Origin of the sequence: Phytohabitans aurantiacus (genome assembly GCF_027923225.1) — a bacterium.
Taxonomy (GTDB): Bacteria; Actinomycetota; Actinomycetes; order Mycobacteriales; family Micromonosporaceae; genus Phytohabitans; species Phytohabitans aurantiacus.
In genome coordinates this window covers 1-21215 of the sequence record NZ_BSDI01000015.1, presented here as the reverse complement: position 1 = coordinate 21215, position 21215 = coordinate 1, and the positions used below count along the sequence as shown (strand labels likewise).

The 21215-nt window shown below is 70.0% G+C and carries 22 protein-coding genes; 13 read left to right on the top strand and 9 right to left on the bottom strand.

Going from position 1 to position 21215, the window contains the following annotated elements:
- The first annotated feature begins 26 nt into the window (after positions 1-26).
- Positions 27-1430, top strand: coding sequence for an NAD(P)H-quinone dehydrogenase (locus tag QMG73_RS17675; protein WP_281896926.1), 1404 nt, complete (start codon positions 27-29; stop codon positions 1428-1430).
- Here the strand turns inward: QMG73_RS17675 and QMG73_RS17670 are convergent.
- Entirely contained in the window at positions 1357-2088 is a 732-nt protein-coding gene (locus QMG73_RS17670) for a DedA family protein (protein ID WP_281896924.1), read from the bottom strand. The two genes, QMG73_RS17675 and QMG73_RS17670, sit on opposite strands and share 74 nt — an antisense overlap.
- A 278-nt stretch (positions 2089-2366) precedes the next feature.
- Here QMG73_RS17670 and QMG73_RS17665 point away from each other — a divergent pair, with 278 nt between their 5' ends.
- The 4 genes from QMG73_RS17665 (at position 2367) to thrS (ending at position 7102) form a co-directional block, all read left to right on the top strand.
- Positions 2367-3950 (top strand): circularly permuted type 2 ATP-grasp protein, encoded by a 1584-nt coding sequence (locus QMG73_RS17665; protein WP_281896923.1) that lies wholly within the window; start codon positions 2367-2369, stop codon positions 3948-3950.
- Complete coding sequence (locus tag QMG73_RS17660; protein WP_281896920.1) at positions 3944-4882, top strand: alpha-E domain-containing protein; 939 nt, start codon at positions 3944-3946, stop codon at positions 4880-4882. Before QMG73_RS17665 ends, QMG73_RS17660 begins: the two co-directional genes overlap by 7 nt.
- On the top strand, positions 4882-5739 hold the full coding sequence (locus tag QMG73_RS17655) for a transglutaminase family protein (RefSeq protein ID WP_281896917.1): 858 nt from the start codon (positions 4882-4884) through the stop codon (positions 5737-5739). The genes QMG73_RS17660 and QMG73_RS17655 overlap by 1 nt, the downstream gene beginning before the upstream one ends.
- Positions 5740-5908: 169 nt before the next feature.
- Complete coding sequence (gene thrS, locus QMG73_RS17650; RefSeq protein WP_281896915.1) at positions 5909-7102, top strand: threonine--tRNA ligase; 1194 nt, start codon at positions 5909-5911, stop codon at positions 7100-7102.
- Here thrS and QMG73_RS17645 read toward each other — a convergent pair.
- From QMG73_RS17645 to QMG73_RS17630, 4 genes are read right to left on the bottom strand one after another with little or no spacing between them, the layout of a single operon-like run.
- Entirely contained in the window at positions 7080-7886 is an 807-nt protein-coding gene (locus tag QMG73_RS17645) for an ABC transporter permease (RefSeq protein ID WP_281896912.1), read from the bottom strand. The two genes, thrS and QMG73_RS17645, sit on opposite strands and share 23 nt — an antisense overlap.
- A complete protein-coding gene (locus QMG73_RS17640) occupies positions 7883-8845 on the bottom strand; it encodes an ABC transporter ATP-binding protein (protein WP_281896909.1) in 963 nt (320 codons plus the stop codon). The genes QMG73_RS17645 and QMG73_RS17640 overlap by 4 nt, the downstream gene beginning before the upstream one ends.
- On the bottom strand, positions 8829-9293 hold the full coding sequence (locus QMG73_RS17635; protein WP_281896908.1) for a MarR family winged helix-turn-helix transcriptional regulator: 465 nt from the start codon (positions 9291-9293) through the stop codon (positions 8829-8831). Before QMG73_RS17635 ends, QMG73_RS17640 begins: the two co-directional genes overlap by 17 nt.
- Positions 9294-9318: 25 nt before the next feature.
- Positions 9319-9765 carry a DoxX family protein gene (locus QMG73_RS17630; protein ID WP_281896907.1) on the bottom strand — a complete coding sequence of 149 codons (447 nt, stop codon included), beginning with the start codon at positions 9763-9765 and terminating at the stop codon, positions 9319-9321.
- Positions 9766-9849: 84 nt separating this feature from the next.
- Between QMG73_RS17630 and QMG73_RS17625 the strand changes: the two genes are divergently transcribed.
- Positions 9850-10422: a TetR/AcrR family transcriptional regulator gene (locus QMG73_RS17625; protein ID WP_281896906.1), complete on the top strand. Its 573-nt coding sequence runs from the start codon at positions 9850-9852 to the stop codon at positions 10420-10422.
- A 13-nt stretch (positions 10423-10435) separates the two neighbouring features.
- Here QMG73_RS17625 and QMG73_RS17620 read toward each other — a convergent pair whose 3' ends face one another.
- Both QMG73_RS17620 and QMG73_RS17615 read right to left on the bottom strand, forming a co-directional pair.
- Positions 10436-11875: a GuaB1 family IMP dehydrogenase-related protein gene (locus QMG73_RS17620; RefSeq protein WP_281896903.1), complete on the bottom strand. Its 1440-nt coding sequence runs from the start codon at positions 11873-11875 to the stop codon at positions 10436-10438.
- Positions 11876-11885: 10 nt separating this feature from the next.
- Positions 11886-13634 (bottom strand): acetyl/propionyl/methylcrotonyl-CoA carboxylase subunit alpha, encoded by a 1749-nt coding sequence (locus QMG73_RS17615; RefSeq protein WP_281896901.1) that lies wholly within the window; start codon positions 13632-13634, stop codon positions 11886-11888.
- Between the two features lie 76 nt (positions 13635-13710).
- On the opposite strand from QMG73_RS17615, the gene QMG73_RS17610 reads away from it, so the two are divergent.
- The 4 genes from QMG73_RS17610 (at position 13711) to QMG73_RS17595 (ending at position 17298) form a co-directional block, all read left to right on the top strand.
- The gene (locus tag QMG73_RS17610; protein WP_309299488.1) at positions 13711-14313 is read left to right on the top strand and encodes a PadR family transcriptional regulator; all 603 of its coding nucleotides are present in this window, start codon (positions 13711-13713) and stop codon (positions 14311-14313) included.
- 80 nt (positions 14314-14393) lie between these two features.
- A complete protein-coding gene (locus QMG73_RS17605) occupies positions 14394-15350 on the top strand; it encodes an ATP-binding cassette domain-containing protein (protein WP_281896900.1) in 957 nt (318 codons plus the stop codon).
- A 2-nt stretch (positions 15351-15352) separates the two neighbouring features.
- Entirely contained in the window at positions 15353-16099 is a 747-nt protein-coding gene (locus QMG73_RS17600) for an ABC transporter permease (protein ID WP_281896899.1), read from the top strand.
- Positions 16100-16140: 41 nt separating this feature from the next.
- On the top strand, positions 16141-17298 hold the full coding sequence (locus tag QMG73_RS17595) for an MFS transporter (RefSeq protein WP_281896897.1): 1158 nt from the start codon (positions 16141-16143) through the stop codon (positions 17296-17298).
- 8 nt (positions 17299-17306) lie between these two features.
- Here QMG73_RS17595 and QMG73_RS17590 read toward each other — a convergent pair whose 3' ends face one another.
- Both QMG73_RS17590 and QMG73_RS17585 read right to left on the bottom strand, forming a co-directional pair.
- Positions 17307-17960, bottom strand: coding sequence for an O-methyltransferase (locus QMG73_RS17590; protein WP_281896895.1), 654 nt, complete (start codon positions 17958-17960; stop codon positions 17307-17309).
- Positions 17960-18553: a Maf family protein gene (locus QMG73_RS17585; RefSeq protein WP_281896894.1), complete on the bottom strand. Its 594-nt coding sequence runs from the start codon at positions 18551-18553 to the stop codon at positions 17960-17962. Before QMG73_RS17585 ends, QMG73_RS17590 begins: the two co-directional genes overlap by 1 nt.
- 30 nt (positions 18554-18583) lie before the next feature.
- Here QMG73_RS17585 and QMG73_RS17580 point away from each other — a divergent pair, with 30 nt between their 5' ends.
- From QMG73_RS17580 to QMG73_RS17570, 3 genes are all read left to right on the top strand, one after another.
- Entirely contained in the window at positions 18584-19534 is a 951-nt protein-coding gene (locus QMG73_RS17580) for a type IV toxin-antitoxin system AbiEi family antitoxin domain-containing protein (RefSeq protein ID WP_281896893.1), read from the top strand.
- A 101-nt stretch (positions 19535-19635) separates the two neighbouring features.
- Positions 19636-20133 (top strand): SigE family RNA polymerase sigma factor, encoded by a 498-nt coding sequence (locus QMG73_RS17575; RefSeq protein WP_281896890.1) that lies wholly within the window; start codon positions 19636-19638, stop codon positions 20131-20133.
- Positions 20126-20881: a hypothetical protein gene (locus tag QMG73_RS17570; RefSeq protein WP_281896889.1), complete on the top strand. Its 756-nt coding sequence runs from the start codon at positions 20126-20128 to the stop codon at positions 20879-20881. Before QMG73_RS17575 ends, QMG73_RS17570 begins: the two co-directional genes overlap by 8 nt.
- Positions 20882-21215: the final 334 nt, after the last annotated feature.

Below are 21215 nucleotides of genomic sequence, written 5' to 3'. Positions count from 1 at the left end.
GCGTGTCGAGTCCTTCTGGGGGGAAAATGAGCCGCATCGTGATCATCGGCGGGGGTCCGGCTGGGTACGAGGCCGCACTTGTGGCCGCCCAGCTCGACGCCGACGTGACGGTGGTCGAGGCCGATGGTGCCGGGGGTGCCTGCGTGCTCTCGGACTGCGTGCCATCGAAGACCTTTATTGCCAGCTCAGACGTGGTGACCGGCTACCGGGACACGGAGGAGTTCGGCGTGCACTCGGATGGGCTGGAGGCCGTCACGGTCGACGCGAGCGCCGTGTACGAGCGGGTCAAGCGGCTCGCGCTGGCACAGTCCAGCGACATCCAGGCGAAGCTGATCAAGGCGGGTGTGACATTTGTCCACGGTCGGGCGCGGCTCGGCGAAGACACGCTCGGTCACACACACCGTGTGATCGTGTCGTCCGATGGTGGCAACGGAGAGTATTCGGTCGACGCCTCGACCGTGCTGATCGCCACCGGCGCGACCCCGCGCGTACTGTCCAGCGCGGTGCCGGACGGGGAGCGCATCCTGACCTGGCGACAGGTCTATGACCTGCCCGAACTGCCTGATCACCTGATCGTGATCGGCTCGGGCGTGACCGGTGCCGAGTTCGCCAGCGCCTATCTGGCCATGGGTGTCAAGGTCACGCTGGTGTCCAGCCGCGACCGGGTCATGCCGCACGAGGACCCCGACGCCGCCATGGCGATCGAAGAGGTGTTCCGGGCTCGTGGCATGACGATCCTGGGCAACTCCCGGGCGGAGGCGGTTCGCCGTACGGCCGACGGGGTGCTCGTCGAGCTGGCCGACGGCGCGACGGTGGTGGGCAGCCACGCGCTCATGGCGGTCGGCTCGGTGCCCAACACCGCTGACCTGGGCCTGGAGCAGTACGGCGTCAACGTCGCCAGGGGCGGTTACCTGACCGTCGACCGCGTCTCGCGTACCAACGTGCCCGGCATCTACGCGGCGGGCGACTGCACCGGGGTGCTGCCGCTCGCGAGCGTCGCGGCGATGCAGGGCCGGATCGCGATGTGGCACGCGCTCGGCGAGGCGGTCCAGCCGCTGCGCCTGCGCACCGTCTCCGCGAACGTCTTCACCGACCCGGAGCTGGCCACCGTCGGCGTCTCGCAGAACGAGGTCGACTCGGGCAAGGTGCCGGCCCGGCAGGTGATGCTGCCGCTGTCGGGCAACGCGCGGGCGAAGATGGCCGGGCTGACGGACGGGTTCGTCAAGCTCTTCTGCCGGCCCGCCATGGGCACCGTCATCGGTGGTGTGGTGGTGGCGCCCAAGGCGAGCGAGCTGATCCTGCCGATCACGATGGCGGTGGAGAATCACATGACCGTGGACCAGCTGGCCCACACCATCACGATCTACCCGTCGCTGTCCGGCTCGATCGCTGAGGCGGCGCGCCAGCTGATGCTTCACGGCCTGGAGTGAACCGCCCTTCGGGCAGTGGCCCCGCGCCGTCGTGCTCGCTCTGCCCCTCTCCAGGCCGCGGGCCCGGACGCCAGTGCGAATGGCCGGTGAGGGCTAGCGCCCAGCCCGCCGCCGCGAAGATGGCGGCGGCTGAGGCGGCGACGGCGAAGAGGCGCCAGGCAGACGCGGTCAGGGCCGCGCCGCCCAGGTGCCCCACCAAGCCGCCGTACGTGGCCCACGCGAGTGCGGCGGCGCCCTCGTACGGCAGGAACAGCCGGTACGGGTACCGCGTGCGGCCGGCGTGGAAGCACGCCGCCATGCGCCCACCGGGCACAAACCGGCACAAAAAGATCGTTACCGGACCCGGCCGGCGGAGCCCTCGGGTGAACCGCTCAGCCGCCGCGCGCACCCGGCTCGCCCCCATGAAGGTGCCGGACGACTGCGACTGGCGAGTCAGCCGGCCAAGGAGATAACACGCCAGATCGCCGCAGAACACGCCGACCGCGCCGACCGCCACGATCAGGGGCAGATTGAGCCCCCCGTACACCGTCAGCGCCCCGCCCGTGATCATCAACGCCTGGGTCGGCACGATCGGCACGAACGCGTCGACCCACAGCAGGGCCAGGAGCAGCACATACGCGGCAGCGGGCGAGGCGACGCCGCTCAGCAGCTCGAGCACGCCGGACCTCCCTCCACCCGCGGTCAGAATAGTTTCCCGAACCGCTGTCAAGCTGGGAATTCCCGCTCAGCCAGATCTCAGTAAGCGTCTTGCGCCGCCACCGCCCGCCGGGGGCGTACCGTTGCAGATGAGCGCGTTGAGGCCGGGTCCCCCGTTCCTGGTCTCCCGAAGCGCTCATGGACCGCCGGCAGGTCCCGTGCCGGCGGTCCATCATGTAACTCGTTCCACCAGGTAACTCGTGTTACGCACGCGCAACGAGATCGGCGTAGCGTGCTGCCATGGCGGATCTTTTCGAGGACTATCGCCTCGGCCCAGGCTGGGACGAGATGTTCGGCGAGGCCAGCATGCCGCGCGCGTCGTACGAGGCGCTGCACGCCACCCTTCAGCCGCTGTCCAGCGCCGAGCTGGGTGTCCGGGCCGACGTGCTGGCGCGGGCCTTCCTCGATCAGGGCATCACGTTCGCGCTGAAGGGCGTCGAGCGCCCCTTTCCGCTCGACATCGTGCCCCGGATCATCGCCGCCGACGAGTGGCGCACCGTCGAGGCCGGGGTGGGGCAGCGCATCCGCGCGCTGGAAGCGTTCCTCGCCGACGTGTACGGCGCCGCACAGGTGCTCGCCGACGGGGTGGTGCCCCGGAAGGTCGTGGTCACCAGCGCGCACTTCCACCGTGAGGCCGCGGGCATCACGCCGCACAACGGGGTACGCATCCACGTGGCGGGCGTCGACCTGATCCGCGACGAGCAGGGCACATTCCGGGTGCTGGAAGACAACGTCCGGGTGCCCTCCGGCGTCAGCTACGTGATGGAGAACCGGCGGGCGATGGCACACGTCCTGCCCGAGGTGTTCGCGTCCACCCGCGTCCAGCCCGTCGACTCGTACCCGGCGCAGCTCCTGCGCGCGCTGCGCGCCGCCGCGCCGGTGGGCGTGAGCGAGCCCACCGTCGTGGTCCTCACGCCCGGCGTCTTCAACTCCGCCTACTTCGAGCACGCCCTGCTGGCTCGCGAGATGGGCGTGGAGCTGGTGGAGGGGCGCGACCTGATCTGCGTGGGCAACGAGGTCGCCATGCGCACCACGGCCGGCGAGCAGCGGGTCGACGTCATCTACCGCCGGATCGACGACGAGTTCCTCGATCCGGTGCACTTCCGGGCCGACTCGGTGGTCGGCTGCGCGGGCCTGCTCAACGCCGCCCGCGCCGGCCGGGTCACGATCGCCAACGCGGTCGGTAACGGGGTCGCCGACGACAAGTTGCTCTACACCTACGTTCCCGACCTGATCCGGTACTACCTCGACGAGGAGCCGATCCTGCCCAACGTCGAGACGTACCGCCTCGACGACGACGCGGACGTGCTGGCCCACGTGCTCGACCGCCTCGACGAGCTCGTGATCAAGCCGGTCGACGGCTCGGGCGGTGCCGGCATCGTCATCGGCTCGCAGGCCACCGACCAGGAGCTGGCGAGGCTGCGCGAGCGGGTGGAGAAGGATCCGCGTGGCTGGATCGCCCAGCGCGAGGTGGCCCTGTCGATGGTGCCCACCCTCGTCGGCAACCGGCTGCGGGCGCGGCACGTCGACCTGCGGCCGTTCGCGGTCAACGACGGCGAAAAGGTGTGGGTACTGCCCGGCGGGCTCACCCGCGTCGCCCTCCCCGAGGGCGCGCTCGTCGTCAACTCCAGCCAGGGCGGCGGCTCCAAGGACACCTGGGTACTGACCGACGGCCTGACCGACCCGGCGGTGCTCGAAGAGGCGCTCGATCCGCCGGTCACCGTCGCGCCCGCCTCGCAGGGGCCCGATCCCGGTCCCGACCTCGGCCCCGTCTCCGCCCAGCAGCAGCAACAGCAACAGGCCGCGAGGAGTACGCCGTGCTGAGCCGCATCGCCGAGTCCCTGTACTGGATCGGCCGCTATGTCGAGCGTGCCGAAGACACCGCCCGCATCCTCGACGTGCACCTGCACCGGATGCTCGCCGACCCGTGGGTCGACGAGGAGACCGCGTGCCGGTCGCTGCTCGGCGTCATGGGCGTGTCCAATGTGGAGCGGCCGTTCTCGGCGGCGCGCGTGGTCGGGCTGTTGGGGCTCGACGAGAGCAACCCCAGCTCGGTCGTCGGTGCGCTGGCCGCCGCCCGGGAAAACGCCCGCGGCGCGCGCGAAACCGTCTCGTCGGAGATGTGGGAGACGCTGAACGCCACGTGGCACGGGCTGCCAGACGCGCGGCGTCGGGTCGAGCAGCAGGGCGTCCACGCGTTCTTCCGCTGGGTGCGGGAGCGGTGCGCGGTGATGGCCGGGCTCACCGACGCCACCATGAGCCGCGACGAGGGCTGGCTCTTCCTGGTACTGGGACGCAGCATCGAGCGAGTCGACATGACCGCGCGGCTGCTGTCGACGCACGTGCGGGCCGGTGGCAGCATCCCGTCCTGGCTGACGCTGCTGCGCTCGTGCGGCGCCTGGGAGACGTACCTGCGCACCTATCGGGGCTCCCTCGACGACCGTCACGCCGCCGAGTTCCTGCTCCTCGACCGGCTCTTTCCGCGCTCGGTCTTCGCCGCGCTGTCGGCCGCCGAGTCGTGCCTGGCCGAGCTCGAACCCGACCAGGGTCGCGCCGGCGTCGCCACCGACGCGCAGCGGATCGTCGGCCGGTCCCGCACCAACCTGGAGTTTCGCGGCGCCGACGAGCTGATCGCCGACCTTGCCGCGGTGCTCGACGGGCTGGAGCGCACGTGTTCGCAGGTCAACGACGCGGTGTCGCGGCGCTACTTCCGCCAGACGTCAGCCGTCATGTGGGTATCGGAGGCGGTGGCTTGATGGTTCAGAGTTGGCGGCTGCGGGTGCAGCACAAGACCGGGTTCACGTACGCGGGCAAGGTCAGCTCGTCGTACAACGAGGCGCGGATGTCGCCGCGCAACGAGCCGCACCAGGCGGTGCTCGACGCGCGCGTGGAGGTGTGGCCGCCGGCCCGCACCTACAAGTACGAGGACTACTGGGGCACGGCGGTCACCGCGTTCGACGTACACGCCGCACACGAGGCGCTGCAGGTCACCGCGACCGCCACGGTCGAGACGCTGCCGGCGGGCGATCGGCTGACCGGTGACGGTGCGAGCTGGGCCGACCTGGCGGCGCCGGAAAGCGTCGACCGCTGGCACGAGCTGCTGCTGCCCACGCCGCGTACGGCGCTCGACGAGGAGCTGACCGAGCTGGCTGAGTCGATCAAGAGCGCCCACGCCACCCCGCAGGCGTTCGCGATGGCGGTCAGCGAGCGCGTGCGCGCCGAGGTCGAGTACCAGCCCGGCGCGACCGGGGTGCAGACCGACGCGGTACACGCCTGGCGGCAGCGCAAGGGCGTCTGCCAGGACATCAGCCACCTCGTCGTCGGGCTGTTGCGTGCGGTCGGCATGCCGGCGCGGTACGTGTCCGGGTACCTGCACCCGTCGTCGAGCGCGGCTGTCGGCGAGACCGTGGTCGGGCAGAGCCACGCCTGGCCCGAGTGGTGGGCCGGGCGGTGGATGGCCTTCGACGCCACCAACGGCATACCGGTCGGCGAGCAGCACGTCGTGGTGGGGCGTGGCCGCGAGTACGGCGACGTGCCGCCGCTCAAGGGCGTCTACTCCGGTCCGGAGAACACCGGACAGGGCGTCGAGGTCGCCATTACCCGTTTGCGGTGAGCGGTATGGTTGGTTTCATGCGCAGCGCGTTCGTCACGACGACGCCGGGTCACCCCGGCGCCGCGTCGTGATGCGCTGACCACGACATCCAAAGGCCCCGGGGCAATCCGCTCCGGGGCCTTCGTCGTGCCTCGCGGCGGGTCGCCCCACCTACCCGTCAGGGGGAGAAATGATCGACCACCGCAAGCTCGGGCGCGACCTCGAACTGTTCCGTTCCGACCCGCTCGCGGGCGCCGGCCTGCCGATCTGGCTGCCCGATGGCGCCGCCGCGCGGCATGCCGTCGAGGAGTACATCCGGGAGGAGGAGCGGCTCGCCGGGTACCAGCACGTGTACTCGCCGCCGCTCGGTAAACGCCAGCTCTTCGAGCTCTCGGGCCACCTGCCGCACTTCGCAGACGACATGTTCCCGTCGATGAGCCTGTCCGAGGACGACGAGTTCGTGCTGCGGCCGGCCATGTGCCCGTACCACGCCCTGGTCTTCCGATCCCGGAGCCGGTCCTATCGCGACCTGCCGTTGCGAATAGCCGAACTGGGCGGCATGTACCGCGCCGAGCGCTCCGGCGTGCTCGGCGGCCTGAGCCGGGTGCGCAGCATCTGGCTCAACGACGCGCACAACTTCTGCGCGATCGACCAGGCGGAGGACGAGGTGGCCGCGATCCTCCAGATGATCCAGCGGGCGCACGCCGCCCTGGGTGTACGCCCAGCCGGGTTCCGGCTGTCGCTGCGCGGCGAAGGCGGCAAGTACGTCGACAACCCGCCGATGTGGGACCGCGCCTCGGCGGTGCTCCGTTCGGCGCTGGACCGGCTCGGTCTGCCCTATGTGGACGCTCCGGGCGAGGCGGCGTTCTACGGACCGAAGATCGACGTGCAGGTACTCGACGCGGCCGGGCGGGAGATGAGCCTGTCGACCGTGCAGCTCGACTTCCACCAGCCGGCCCAGTTCGGTCTGTCCTATGTGGATCGCGATGGTGCGCGGCGCCGGCCGGTCATGTTGCACCGCAGCATCGTGGGCAGCATGGAGCGGCTGTTCGCGTACCTGATCGAGGTGCACGAGGGCGCGTTCCCGGTCTGGTACGCGCCCGTGCAGGTGGAGGTGCTGCCGGTTGGTGACGTCTCCGTGGAACCCTTCGTGCGAGAGGCGCTATCCCACGGGCTGCGCGTCCGGGTGAACGCCGAGGGCAGCCTCGGCTCCCGGATTCGCGAGGCGGTCAGCCGCCGCATCCCGTACGCCGCGGTCATCGGTGCCCGAGACCCCGACCGGATCTCTCTGCGCCCGCGCGGCTCGGCGCCCCTCCCGCCCGTCCCATTCAGCGAGGCGATCGAGCGGGTGGGCGCCGAGGTCAGGAGAGGGCGCGGCGCATGAAACCGCGGATGCCTATCGCGGTGAACAGCGCGCCCGAAAGCGTCAGCACCAGCAGGCAGATCCATGGAGCGATGTGCGGCACGTCCGGCACGACCGCGGCCCGCACCACCTCCGACAGGTACGTCAGCGGGTTGAACGCGGTCACCACCTGGAACCAGCGCATCGAATCCAGCGACTTCCACGGGTACTGGGTGGCGCCGGTGAACATCAGCGGTGTCAGGATCACCGCGAAGATCACGCTGATCTTGCTGGGCGGCACCATCGTGCCGAGCGCCAACCCGATGCCCGCGCCCACCCAGCTGCCGAGGATCAGGCTGACGACCAGGAGGGTCAGGCCGTCGGCGTGCCACGGTGCCGAGCCGAGCACGAGGGCGCCGATCGGAAACATCACCACGGCCGACGCGAGCGCCCGCACGATCGCGAGCGTCAGCTTCTCGATCGCCACCAGGTAGGTCGGGAGCGGTGCGAGCAGCCGGTCTTCGATCTCCCGCGTGAAGCTGAACTCCATGATCAGCGGGAACGACACCGTCTGCAGCGCGGTCAGGAACGCGGTCAGCGCCACGATGCCGGGCAGCAGCAGGTGGGCGTAGTCGTCGGTGACGTATCCGCCGGCGTTGAGCACCTTGGCGAAGACGAAGAGCATGAACAGCGGCTGGAGCGCCACCTGGGCCAGGAAGACCCAGAACTCCTTGCCGGTCACGAACACGTCCCGCCACAGGATCGCCCGGAACGCCCGCCCAGCGGATGGCCGAGCCTCAGAGGGCCGAATGTCCACATCGGTCATCGCAGTGCCCTCCCGGTCAGGTCGATGAACACGTCTTCGAGGGTGGTGGAGCCCATGTGCACGTCGGTCACGGTGGCCGAGCGCGAAGTCAGCACGGTCACCGCCGGACCGATGAGCGTCTCGGGCTCCGCCGTCACGTACAGCCGGATCGAGCCGTTGTTGCCGACCGGCTCACCGCGGGAGACGCCCGCGACGTCGGTGAGCGCCGCGATCAGCTTGTCGGTGTCGTCGCCGGCCGCCGGGGTGACGCTGAGGTCGAGCACGCCCTGCCCGGCGACGCCGCGGGTGAGACCCGCCGGTGTGTCCAGCGCCAGCAGCTTGCCGTGGTCGACGATGCCGACCCGGTCGGACATCTCCGCCGCCTCGTCCATGTCGTGCGTGGTCAGGACCACGGTGACGCCACGGGAGCGCAGGTCGCGTACCCGCTCCCACATGAAGATCCGGGACTGCGGGTCGAGCCCGGTCGTGGGCTCGTCGAGGAAGAGCACCCGCGGCTCGTGCATCATCGCGCGGGCGATCATCAGGCGCTGGGCCATGCCGCCCGAGTACCAGTCGACCTTGACGTCGGCCTGCTCGGCGAGGCCGAACTCGTCGAGCAGGGTCGCCGCGCGGGCGTTGCGCTCCGCACGCGGATAACCGTGGTACGCCGCGTGAAACGCCAGGTTCTGGCGCGGTGTGAGCGACCGGTCCAGGTTGCTCTGCTGCGGTACGACGGCGAAGAGCCGCCGCGCCGCCACCGGATCGCGCACCACGTCGATGCCGGCGACCGTCGCGTCTCCGCTGGTCGCCCGGACGCGGGTGGTGAGCACCCCGATCGTCGTGGACTTGCCGGCGCCGTTCGGGCCGAGCAGCCCGAAGATCTCTCCCGGCTCGACCGTGAAGCTCAGCCCGTCGACCGCGTTGACGTCACGCTTCGGGTACCGCTTCACCAGGTCGCGCACCTCAACGGCTGCGCTCATCTGATTCCTCCCCCGTATGTAGTTTGCGGATCAGTTCGAGGAGAAACTCGCGAACCACCGCCGCCTTCGCGGGATCGGCGTCCACAGTGGTCAGTGGTGCACCCCGGTGCATGTACGCCACGAGCCGCCGGCCACGCTCGGCGCCGTGCTCGGTGAGCGCCAGGGTCACCGCGCGCCGGTCGCCCGCGCTCCGGCGCCGCTCGACGTAGCCCGACTTTTCCAGCGTGTCGATGATGCCGGTGAGCGTGGCGGGCCGGACCATGCAGTGCCCGGCCACCTCCCCGTGAGGCAACTCACCCTCGCGCAGCAACGTCATCACCACGTTCATGCCCGATGGCGTCAGGTCGAACTCCTCCGTCAGCAGTTGCTGCCAGCGCTGGGTGGCCAGCCGCCCGGCCAGGGCAACCAGCCGCCCCAAAGGGACGTCGTCCATCACCGCGAGTTTCACGCCGGCTATGTTAGCCCCCTAATGATTAGGTGCCAAACAAAATTGCTACGGCCGCGCCGACGAAGAGGACCTGCTCCGCCGTACGGCGTCCCAACGGCGTCGCCGGCCGGCCGCCGAACGGCACCTTACGGCGTGCGGCGGAGATGTTCGCGGGAAATAACGCGAGCATCAACAGGGCCAACCCGCCCGCCGCCCAGGGCGCGGTCGCGGGGATCAGCAGGCCGATCGCACCGGCGATTTCGAGTACGCCGGTGGCGGTGACCAGCAGATCCGGACGGGGGAGTGCCGGCGGGACCATCGCGATCAGGTCACCGCGCATCTTCGGTGCGAAGTGTGCGTACCCCGTGAGCAGGAACATCAGCGCCAACCCCACCCGCAGGGCCGGCTGCCAGCCGTCGAGCGCGTCGACACCGGCGAAGCCGGCGATCCGCGCCAGGAGTGAGCCGGCGACGAGAGCGATCAGTGGTGCCATGCGCGGTACCTTCCCTTCCAACTTGTCGCTGACAAGATTGCCTCGGCCGGTGTCATCTTGTCAATGGCAAGTTAGAGTGAGGGCATGAGTGAGAGGCGCACGTACCACCACGGCGACCTGCGGCGCACGCTGCTGGCGGCGGCGGTCACCGCGATCGACGAGTCAGGGCCGGCCGCGCTCAGCCTGCGTGACCTGGCGCGCCGGGCGGGCGTCTCGCACGCGGCGCCCGCGCACCACTTCGGTGACAAGTCAGGGCTGCTGACGGCGCTCGCCACCGAAGGATTCGAGCTGCTGGGTGCCGCGCTCGCCGACGCGCGCGAGCGCACCGGCGACCTGCTGGAGGTCGGCGTGGCCTACGTGCGGTTCGCCGTCGACCACCGTGCGCACTTCGAGGTGATGTTCCGCCCGGACCTCTACGACGCCGACGACCCGGCGCTGCGGGCCGCCCGCGACCGGTCCGGGGAAGGCCTTTCGCTCGGTGTCGCGACGTTGCCGGCGGATCGCGTGGGCGGCGACGCGCTGCCCGCCCAGATCGCCGCCTGGTCGATCGTGCACGGCTTCGCGACCCTGTGGCTGGGCGGCGCGCTGCCACCCGAGGTGGGCACCGACCCGGAAACGGCTGTGCGCGCGATGGCCCGCTTCCTCTTCAGCACCTGATCACGCGGGTGGGTCACCAGCTGGTGGGTACCGGCATGCCCTCCGTGTAGCCGGCCGATGTCTGGACGCCTACCACGGCTCGCTCGTGCAGCTCCGCCAGTGAGTTGGCACCGGCGTACGTGCACGCGCTGCGCACCCCGGCCACGATCTCGTCGAGCAGGTCTTCCACGCCGGGGCGCTCGGGGTCCAGGTACATGCGGGCGGTCGAGATGCCCTCCTCGAAGACCGCCTTGCGGGCCCGGTCGAACGGCGTGTCGTCGGCGGTGCGGGCGCTCACCGCCCGAGCCGACGCCATCCCGAAGTTCTCCTTGTACCGCCGGCCGTCCGCGTCGGTGTACAGGTCACCGGGCGACTCGTAGGTGCCGGCGAACCACGAACCGATCATCACGTTGGACGCGCCCGCCGCCAGTGCCAGCGCCACGTCGCGCGGGTGCCGTACCCCGCCGTCCGCCCACACGTGCCGGCCCAGCTCGCGCGCGGCGGCAGCGCATTCGAGTACCGCCGAGAACTGCGGCCGCCCCACGCCGGTCATCATGCGCGTGGTGCACATCGCGCCCGGCCCGACGCCCACCTTGACGATGTCGGCGCCCGCCTCGACCAGGTCACGGACGCCGTCGGCGGTCACCACGTTGCCGCCCACGACGGGCACACCCGGATCGAGTGCGCGTACCGCCCGAAGCGCCGCGATCATCCGCTCCTGGTGGCCGTGCGCCGTGTCGACGACGAGCGTGTCGACGCCCGCCTCCAGCAGGGCGGCCGCCTTCCGGGCCACGTCCCCGTTGATGCCGATCGCCGCGGCGGTGCGCAGGCGGCCCTTGTCGTCCAGCGCCGGCCGGTACAGCGTGGCCCGTAGCGCCCCCTGGCGGGTCAGTACGCCCACCAGCCGCCCCTCGATGTCGACCACCGGAGCGAGCCGGCGCCGCCCCGCCGACAGCCGCTCGAACCCCTCCCGCGGATCCGCCTCGGCGCGCACGGTGTGCAACTCCGTCGACATCACGTGCCGCACCTGCGCGAACCTGTCCACCCCCACGCAGTCGGCCTCGGTGATCACGCCGACCGGCCGCCCGTCGTCGTCCACCACGACCACGGCGCCGTGGGCGCGCTTCGGCAGCAGGTGGATCGCGTCACCCACGGTATCGGTGGGGCTCAGCGTGATCGCCGTGTCGTGTACGAGGTGGCGCTGCTTGACCCACGAGATCACCTCGGCGACCACGTCGATCGGGATGTCCTGCGGGATCACGGCGACCGCGCCGCGCCTGGCCACCGTCTCGGCCATCCGGCGGCCGGCCACCGCCGTCATGTTCGCCACGACGATCGGTACCGTCGTGCCGGTGCCGTCGGCGCTGGCGAGGTCGACATCGAGCCGTGATCCGACCTCGGATCGGGCCGGCACCATGAAGACGTCGCTGTAGGTCAGGTCGTGCGCGTAGGACGCGCCGGAGAGAAACCGCACTCAGCTCATGTTAAGTGAGCTGGCAGATCGCCGCTCCCGCTGTGACCACGTCGCCGACCGAGGCTGTGAGGCCCGTCACCACGCCCGCCTTGTGTGCCGTGAGGGGCTGCTCCATCTTCATGGCTTCCAGGACCACGATGGTGTCACCCTCGGCCACGGTGTCACCGTCGGCGACCGCGATCTTCACGATCGTGCCCTGCATCGGGGACGCGAGCGTGTCGCCACTGGCAGCCGCGGCAGCGGGGCGGCCACGACCGCGACGCGGAGCGGCGCCTCGGGCGGTCGCCCCGCCCGGCGTACCGCCGAAGCCGGCTGGGAAGGAGACCTCGAGGCGCTTGCCGCCGACCTCGACCACGACGGTGTCGCGTTGCTCTTGCTGCGCGGACCCCGACTCGGTTGGAATCCACGCCGGAACGGCGTCAGACCACTCGGTCTCGATCCAGCGCGTGTGGACGGTGAAGGGTTCGCTGGTGAAGGCGGGGTCGCGAACGATGAGACGGTGGAAGGGCAGGACCGTCGCCATCCCGTCGACGACCATCTCGTCGAGAGCTCGGCGGGCGCGTTCGATGGCTTCGGCGCGCGTCTCGCCCGTGATGATCACCTTGGCGAGCAGGGAGTCGAAGTTGCCGCCGATGACATCGCCGGTTCGCACCCCGCTGTCGACGCGCACGCCCGGCCCGGATGGCAGGCGGAAGTCGGTGACCGTGCCGGGGGCGGGCAGGAAGTTACGGCCGGCGTCTTCGCCGTTGATGCGGAACTCGATCGAGTGCCCGCGCGGGGTCGGGTCGGCGAGCAGCCGCAGCCTGTCGCCCGCCGCGATCCTGAACTGCTCGCGCACGAGGTCGATGCCGGCGGTCTCCTCGGTGACCGGGTGCTCGACCTGTAGCCGCGTGTTGACCTCCAGGAAGGAGATGGTGCCGTCCTGCCCGACGAGGTACTCGACGGTGCCAGCGCCGTGATATCCCGCCTCGCGGCAGATCGCCTTGGCCGACTCGTGGATCTGCTTGCGCTGGTCGTCGCTGAGGAACGGGGCGGGCGCCTCCTCGACGAGCTTCTGGTGGCGCCGCTGGAGCGAGCAGTCGCGCGTGCCGACGACGATCACGTTGCCGTGCTGGTCGGCGAGGACCTGCGCCTCGACGTGCCGGGGCTTGTCGAGGTACCGCTCGACGAAGCACTCGCCGCGCCCGAACGCCGCGACCGCCTCGCGGGTGGCCGACTCGAACAGCGCGGGGATCTCCTCGACGGTGCGGGCGACCTTGAGGCCGCGCCCGCCGCCGCCGAACGCCGCCTTGATCGCCACCGGCAGCCCGTACTCCTCGGCGAACGCGACCACCTCGTCCGGCCCGCCGACCGGGTCGGGCGTGCCGGGGACGAGCGGAGCGCCGGCCCGCTGCGCGATGTGGCGCGCGGTCACCTTGTCGCCGAGGTCGCGGATGGCCTGCGGGGTGGGCCCGATCCAGGTGAGCCCCTTGTTGCGAACGGCCTCCGCGAAGTCCGCGTTTTCGGACAGGAAGCCGTAGCCGGGGTGCACGGCGTCGGCCCCGGCGCGCTCGGCGATGCCGATCAGCTTGTCGATGCGCAGGTAGGTATCGGTCGCCGTGTCACCCCCGAGCGCGTACGCCTCGTCGGCCAGCGTCACGTGCAGCGCGTCGCGGTCGGAATCGGCATAAACCGCCACGCTGCCCAGCCCGGCGTCGCGGCACGCGCGAATGACCCGGACGGCGATCTCGCCACGGTTGGCGATGAGGACCTTGCGCATGGTGGGGAGTGTATAGCGACGCCCTTAAGTTGATGTTACTCGCGGGTTAGTCAAATTTGCCTATTACGCTTGTCGGGTGTCGACAACGCGCATGCTGATCCTTGGCCTCGTCAACTGGATGCAGCCGGTGCACGGCTACGACGTGCGCCGTGAGCTGCTCAGCTGGAGCGCCGATAAATGGGGGAACGTTCAGCCCGGCTCGATCTACCATGCCCTGCGCAAGCTGACCGAGGAAGAGATGCTGCGCGAGGTCAAGACGGAGCAGGTCGGGGCGCGGCCGGCCCGGACGACGTACGAGATCACGCCGAAGGGTGTCGACGAGTTCGAAAACCTGCTCCGGGGCTACTGGTGGGAGGTCAAGCCGGCGGCTGACCCGTTCTTCGCCGCGCTTGCCTTCCTGCCGGCGATGCCCCGCGACGAGGCGGCTGCGGCGCTGCGCAACAGGGCGGCCCAGCTCCGCGCCGGCAGCGACGGCATCGAAGCGGCCGCCGAGAAGGGCTGGTTGCGCGACAAGCCGCCGCACGTCGCGTGGATGTGGGAGCTGGCGGTGGCGCGCAACGAGGGCGAGATCGCGTGGTGCGAGCGGGTGGCGGAGCTGATCGAGTCCGGAACGTCGTACCTGCCGGGGAGGATGCCTCCGCACCCCGGCTGGGAGCAATGGCGCTCCAAGGTCGAGTAATAATCAAGGTTGACTAGTTGCGTTATATCGCGTTAGCGTGTGCGCGATAGTCAGTCATCCGTGTCCACGGGGAGCGGGGCATGATCGAGACCAAAGGTCTACGGAAGTCGTTCAAATCCCGGCAAGGCCGCGAAACAAAGACCGTTGAGGCGGTGCGCGGCGTCGACCTGTTCGTCCAAGAGGGAGAGATCTTCGGTTTCCTCGGGCCGAACGGCGCCGGCAAGACCACGACGCTGCGCATGCTGGCGACGCTCATCGAGCCTGATGGCGGCGAGGCCACCATCGCGGGCGCCGACCTGCGTAAGGCACCGGGCGAGGTGCGCCGGCGCATCGGATACGTCGCGCAGGGCGGCACCACGTGGGACGAGGTCAGCGCCCGCGAAGAGCTGGTGCTGCACGCCCGGATGTATGGCATCAGCAAGGCGGAGGCTCAGCGCCGCGCGGTGCGCGCGCTGGAGGCGTTCCAGCTGACCGAGTACGCCGACCGCAAGTGCAAGACCTACTCGGGCGGCCAGCGCCGGCGCGTCGACATCGCGCTCGGCATCATCCACGAGCCCAAGGTGATCTTCCTCGACGAGCCCACCACCGGCCTCGACCCGCAGAGCCGGGCGCACATGTGGGACGAGATCCGCAGGCTGCGCGCCGAGGGCATGACGATCTTCGTGACCACGCACTACCTCGAAGAGGCCGACGCGCTCTGCGACCGGATGGCCATCATGGACCACGGCCAGATCGTCGCCGAGGGCACTCCCGCCGAGCTCAAGCGCGAGATTTCGGGAGACGTGGTCACCGTCGGGCTCAACGGTTCGACGCCGAAGGCGGCCGAATTGTTCGACACCGAGGCATACATCAAGAAGCTGGAGACCGTCGACGATGGCGGCCTGCGGCTCTACGTCGACGAGGGCGCCACCGCGATCCCGCTGATCCTGCGCAAGCTCGACGCCGCCGGCATCGCCCTGGGCTCGATCGAGCTGCACCGCCCGAGCCTCGACGACGTGTTCCTGGAGAAGACCGGCCGATCGCTGCGGGAGAGCTGACGATGAAACCGTTCCGTGACACCTGGCTGATCTTCCAGCGCCAGACGTTGCTCATCCTGCGCAACCCGGTGTGGCTGATCATCGGCGTGCTCCAGCCGCTCTACTTCCTGCTGCTCTTCGGCCCGCTGCTCAAAGACGCGCTCCAGGCCGACAGTGCCGCCGCGGCATACCGGATCTTCGTGCCCGGCCTGCTGGTGATGCTGGCGATGTTCGGGGCGATGTTCACCGGGTTCGGGCTGATCGCCGAGCTGCGTGCCGGTGTGATCGAGCGCAGCCGGGTCACCCCGATCAGCCGCGTCGCTCTCATGCTCGGGCGAGCCCTGCGTGACGTCGCCACCCTGCTCTTCCAGGCGCTGCTCATCACCGTGCTGGCCATCCCGTTCGGGCTGACGGTGCACCTCGGTGACCTGCTGCTGGCGTTCCTCATGCTGGGCCTGATCGGCGTGATGATGTCGGCGGCGTCCAACGCGCTCGCCCTCAAGCTCAAGACCGAAGACGCGCTGGCCCCGCTCATGAACGGGCTCGCCCAGCCGCTTCTGCTGCTCTCCGGCATCCTGCTGCCGCTCACCGGCTGGGTGGCGACGGTCGCCAAGTTCAACCCGTTCGCGTGGGCGGTCGACGCCAGCCGGGCGCTCTTCGCCGGTGACGCCGGCGACCCGAAGGTGTGGCAGTCGCTGCTGATCCTCGGCGTGCTCACCGTGGCGGCGCTCATGTGGGCGGGCCGCTCGTTCGCACGGGGCGTTCGGTAGCTACGAGTTGCCGAGCGGGGCACGGTCCGTACGGTGGAACCGTGCCCCGCCTCATGCACGACCGCGTGACGTGGCTGATCTACGCGCAGCTCGGCGCCTGGGGCTTCTTCCTCTACGGATTCGGTCCGGTGGTGCCGCTACTGCGCGACGAGCAGGGCACGACCGCCGCCATCGCCAGCCTCCACAGCACCGCGCTCGCGGCGGGCGGCCTGCTCGGCGCGGCGACGTTTCCGGCACTGGCACAGCGGATCGGCCGCGGGCGCACCCTCTGGGCCGGTCTCGCCGGCGTCGTCGCCTCCGTGCTCATCCTGTGCGCCTTCCGGCCACTCCCGGCGACGCTCACCGCGACGATGCTCGCCTCCGCCTTCGGCACCTGGGTGGTCTGCGCCGTCAACACCGCGCTCTCGGACCATCACGGTCCGGCCGCGCCGGCCGCGCTCAGCGAGGCCAACGCGGCTGCCGCCGGCGTCGGCGTCCTCGCACCGATCGTGGTCGGCCTCACGGTGGGCGCCGGCCTCACCTGGCGGCCGGGCCTCGCCGTCGTGATCCTTCTGGTCGCGTTGGTCACCGTCGCGTCGTTGATTTTTCGAGTACGCCTTCCGGCCGGCCCGGCGTTGTCTGGTGGCCCACCGGAGCGCACGCCGTTGCCACGCGCCTACTGGATCGCCTGGACCCTCATGGCCGCCACCGCCTCGATAGAGGTGTGCCTGTCGCTGTGGGCGGCCGACGTACTGCGCACCCACGCCGGCATGTCACCGGGAGCGGCGTCCGCAACCGTCGCGTCGATCGTGGCGGGCATGTTCGCCGGGCGGCTGATCGGTGGACGCATCGCGCTGCGGGTCGCGCCCGCGCCGCTGCTGCTCGGGGCGCTCGCCGTGAGCCTCGCCGGATTCGCGATCTTCTGGACCTCGCCGGTCGGCTGGCTCGCCGCCGCCGGCCTGGTCGTGGTGGGCCTCGGCAACGCCCTGCACTACCCGTTGGGCGTGTCGATGGCGCTGGCCGCGGCGGGCGACCAACCCGACCGCGCGGTGGCGTACTCGTCGTACTCGGTCGCGGTCGGGTTCGGCGTCGCACCACTGGTACTGGGATGGGTGGCCGACGGCATCGGGCCACACATGGCGTTCCTACTGCTGCCCGCGTTCATCGCCGTGGCAGCGCTGCTCGTGGCTCGCCTCCGTCTTCTACCCGCGACGGGCTAGCGCGCTGGTTACCTGCGACGGGCCAGCGTTAGTCCGTCTGCGACCGGCAGCAGCACCTGGTCCACCCGGTCGTCGCCCATCACCTGCTCGTTGAACTTCGCGATCGCGTGATCGCCCTCATTGACTGGGGCGAGCACCCGGCCGTGGCGCAGGACGTTGTCCACGAGAATCAGTCCGCCCGGGCGCATGCGCGGCACGATCTCCGCCCAGTACGCGGGGTATCCGGGCTTGTCGGCGTCGATGAACGCCAAATCCAGGTGCGGCTCGGCCGGCAACTCCTTGAGCCGGTCCGCCGCCGGCCCGATCCGCAGCTCGATCCGGTCAGCCACCCCGGCCCGCTCCCAGTATCGCCGCGCCACCGACGTGTACTCGTCCGAGATGTCGAAGCACGTCAGCTTGCCGTCGGCGGGCAGTCCGCGTGCGATCGACAGCGACGACAGCCCGGTGAATGTGCCCACCTCGACGGCCTGACGCGCGCCGATCAGCTTGGTCAGGAACATCAGCAGGGCCGCCTGCTCGGGCGCGACCTGCATCTCCGCGTCGTCGGGCAGCGCCGCCTGCGTCTCGTCGATCAGATCCTGGACGATCTCGTCGGGCGGCGTGCCGTGGGCGACGACGTACGCCTGCAACTCAGCGGTCATCTGCATCGTCTTGAGCGTCATCATCGCCTCCACAAATCGGTGATCGAATATCCAAGTTCGCCGAGCAGCCTACGCAGCAGCGGCAACGACAAGCCGATCACGTTGCCATGATCGCCCTCAACCCGCTCGATGAACGCCCCACCAATCCCGTCGATCGTGAACGCTCCCGCCACCAGCAGCGGCTCGCCCGTTGCCACGTACGCGGCGATCTCGGCGTCGCTGACGTCGGCGAACCAGACGGTGGTCTTGGCGACGGCTTCCGCCCTGCTGTCCCCGTCGATCAGGAAGTGACCGGTGTGCAGTACGCCGCTCCGACCGCGCATCCGCAGCCACCGCTTGGTCGCTTCGTCGGCGTCGGCGGGCTTGCCCAGAATCTCGCCCTCGAAGGCGAGCACGGAGTCACAGCCGAGCACGAGCGCATCGGGCTGTCTGACGGCTTCTGCCTTCATCCTGGCGAGTGTGAGACACAGTTCTTCGGCTGTGGCCGCCTCGATCACTGACTCGTCGACGCCGCTGACCAGGACTTCCGGCTCGATGCCGGCGGCTTGAAGCAGCTTGCGCCGCGCCGGACTCGCCGACGCGAGCACCAGCCGCGGCCCGTTGTGGGTACGCACGGCTCCGACGCTACCGGTCAGACTGCGTGAGTGACGGCCTTGCCCGCGTCGCGCCTCGACCGGCTCGCCTTCGACCAGTCCGGCGTACTGACCACGCGACAGGCTGTCGAGTCGGTGGGTCACGCCACCGTGCGGCGCATGGTGCGCTCTGGACGCTGGCGAACGATCTGCCGCGGCATCCTGGCAACGACCAACGGCAGGCTCACCCGTGACCAGCAACTCTGGGTCGCGGTCCTGGCAGCCGGCCGCGGCGCTTTACTCGCGGGGGCGACCGCCGCACTGGAGTCTGGTGTCCGCGGCCTGCAGGCCGAGCCCATCTATGTGTTGGTGTCCGCGACGCGGGTGCCCAGCGGGCTGCTCCGCCACCTGCCGATCGACATGCCAGCTGTCGTCGTACACCGCACCACGGTCCTGCCCGACGACCACATCCAGGTCGGCCGTCCCATGCGCACGACCACTCCGCGATCGCTGGTGGACGCCGCCGCCTGGGCCCGCAGCGACGATGATGCACGCGTGGCGCTAGCTGCGGGCTGCCAGCAGCGCAGAGTCCTGCCAGGGGAGTTGCGAGAGGTCGTCTCCGTGCTCCCTCGCTTGCGCCGCCGACGAATCATCCTGGAGACGATAGGTGATCTGGAAGGGGCCGCGACGGCCCTCTCCGAGATCGACTTCGTGCGGCTCTGCCGCCGATACCGGCTCCCCCGACCCGACCTGCAGGAGCGACGCGTGGACGCCAGCGGCAGGCTCCGTTTTCTCGACGCGTATTGGCGCGAGTGGCACCTGCACGCCGAGGTCGACGGCGCTCACCATATGGAGGTACGCCATTGGGAAGCCGACATGCGACGCCAGAACGACGTCTGGATCAAGGGCGACCGAACTCTACGATTTCCGGCATCCTGGATCCGCAGCCGCCCCGACGATGTGGCAGCTCAACTTCGCCGCGCCTTGGAGGCCGCTGGCTGGTCTCCTCCCGCGCAATCTTGATGACTTACGACCACCAGCGCGCACTAAGTCATCAAGATTCGCAACCTTTTCGGCTGGGCAGGCGTGACTAGGGTCGGTTCGGTCAGCGCCGGGGAGTGGTCGTGGCGGAAAACGACGGGTTTGATGCCTTTTACGCGGAGAGCCGACAGCGGCTCTTCGAGTGCCTGTACGCCCTGACCGGCAACGCCGCCGAAGCCCAAGACGTCATCCAGGAGGCATACGCCCGCGCGTGGCAACGCTGGTCGACGGTGCGCGGATACGGCGACCCCGAAGCCTGGGTACGCACCGTCGCCCGCCGGATCGCCATCAGCCGCTGGCGCCGCGCCCGAAACGCCGTCTTCGCCCACCGCCGCGCCGGCCCACCGCCATCGATCCCCGGCCCCAACCCCGACACCGTCCTCCTGATCTCCGCCCTCAGACGCCTGCCGGTACCCCAACGCGAGGCGATCGTGCTCCACCACCTCGTCGGCCTGCCAGTGGCCGAGGTAGCCCGCGAAACAGGCGTAGCGACCGGCACCACCAAGGCCCGCCTCACCCGCGGCCGTCGCGCGCTCGCCGAACTGCTCGCCCTGGACCCGTCGGAGGGCACCCATGTCTGACAACCTTTCGACGCTCTTCGAGCAGATGCACGGCGCCCAACCACCAGCCCCGTTCGCCTCCCCAGACCAACTCCGCCGCCGCGCCCGCCAACGCAGCCGCCGCCAGGCCCTGGCCGCCGCCTGCACGGTGCTCGCCGTCGCCGGCGCGGGAGCATGCTGGGCAGCACTCCGCCCATCTGCCGCGCCACCACCCCGCCCCGGCGCCTCGGTCTCCCCACCCGCGGCGGTCCCCACCGCCGTACCGCAGTCGGCTCTCCTGAGGGTCCCCGACTTCTCCTTCACCCAAGTCGAGGCCGGCGAGCTCGACGACCAGGGCCCGGACGGCCCAGACTGGCCCATCTCCACCATCGTTTCGGGCTGCCCCGACTACCGCGAGTCCAACTACCAAACGCCAGCCCAACGCCGAGCCGCACGCGCCGCTACCTACCTAGGCCCAGACGGCTGGAACGCCTGGCAGATCGTCGAGCTCTACCCCGACGCCTCAGCGAACATCCTCGACATCAGCCGCGTCCTCATAACCTGCCGAGGCTTCTCCGTCCCGGACGGCGCAGACATCAAACTCTCAGTAACCGACCGAGGCTTCGCCGGCGACAACTCCCTGCTAATCAGCCAACTCTCCGGCAACCGAATCACCTATATCGTGGTCGTCCGCGTCGGCTATTTCGTCAGCACGCTGAGCCTGTCCGGCGACGACGAAAACCAAGCCCGGACCCTGGCCAAAACAATGGCCACCCGCCTCCGCACCTAGCTATTCTCCGCAGATCGCTCGACTTGCATTTTGCCCCGGTCCGACTCACCTGCGGACCGCATGCTCCCGCGGGCACCGCGCGGGCCGGCGGCTCGCAAGCGCTCGCCGAAACCCCCGGCCCACGCTGCCGACTCCGCGAGCCAAGCCCCACCGACCCGACGACGTCCCTTCCATGTCCGTGCGCGCAGCCACTCGTCTTGTTCAGGCATCTGCGAGATCTTGAACACTTATTGCTGCCAGAGGCGAGCTCAACCGGTGGTTGCAACACCGAGTAGTTGGGCCATTTTGTCAGCTGGGTTGGCCCAGCCGAGGGTCATTCGGGGTCTTGTGTTGA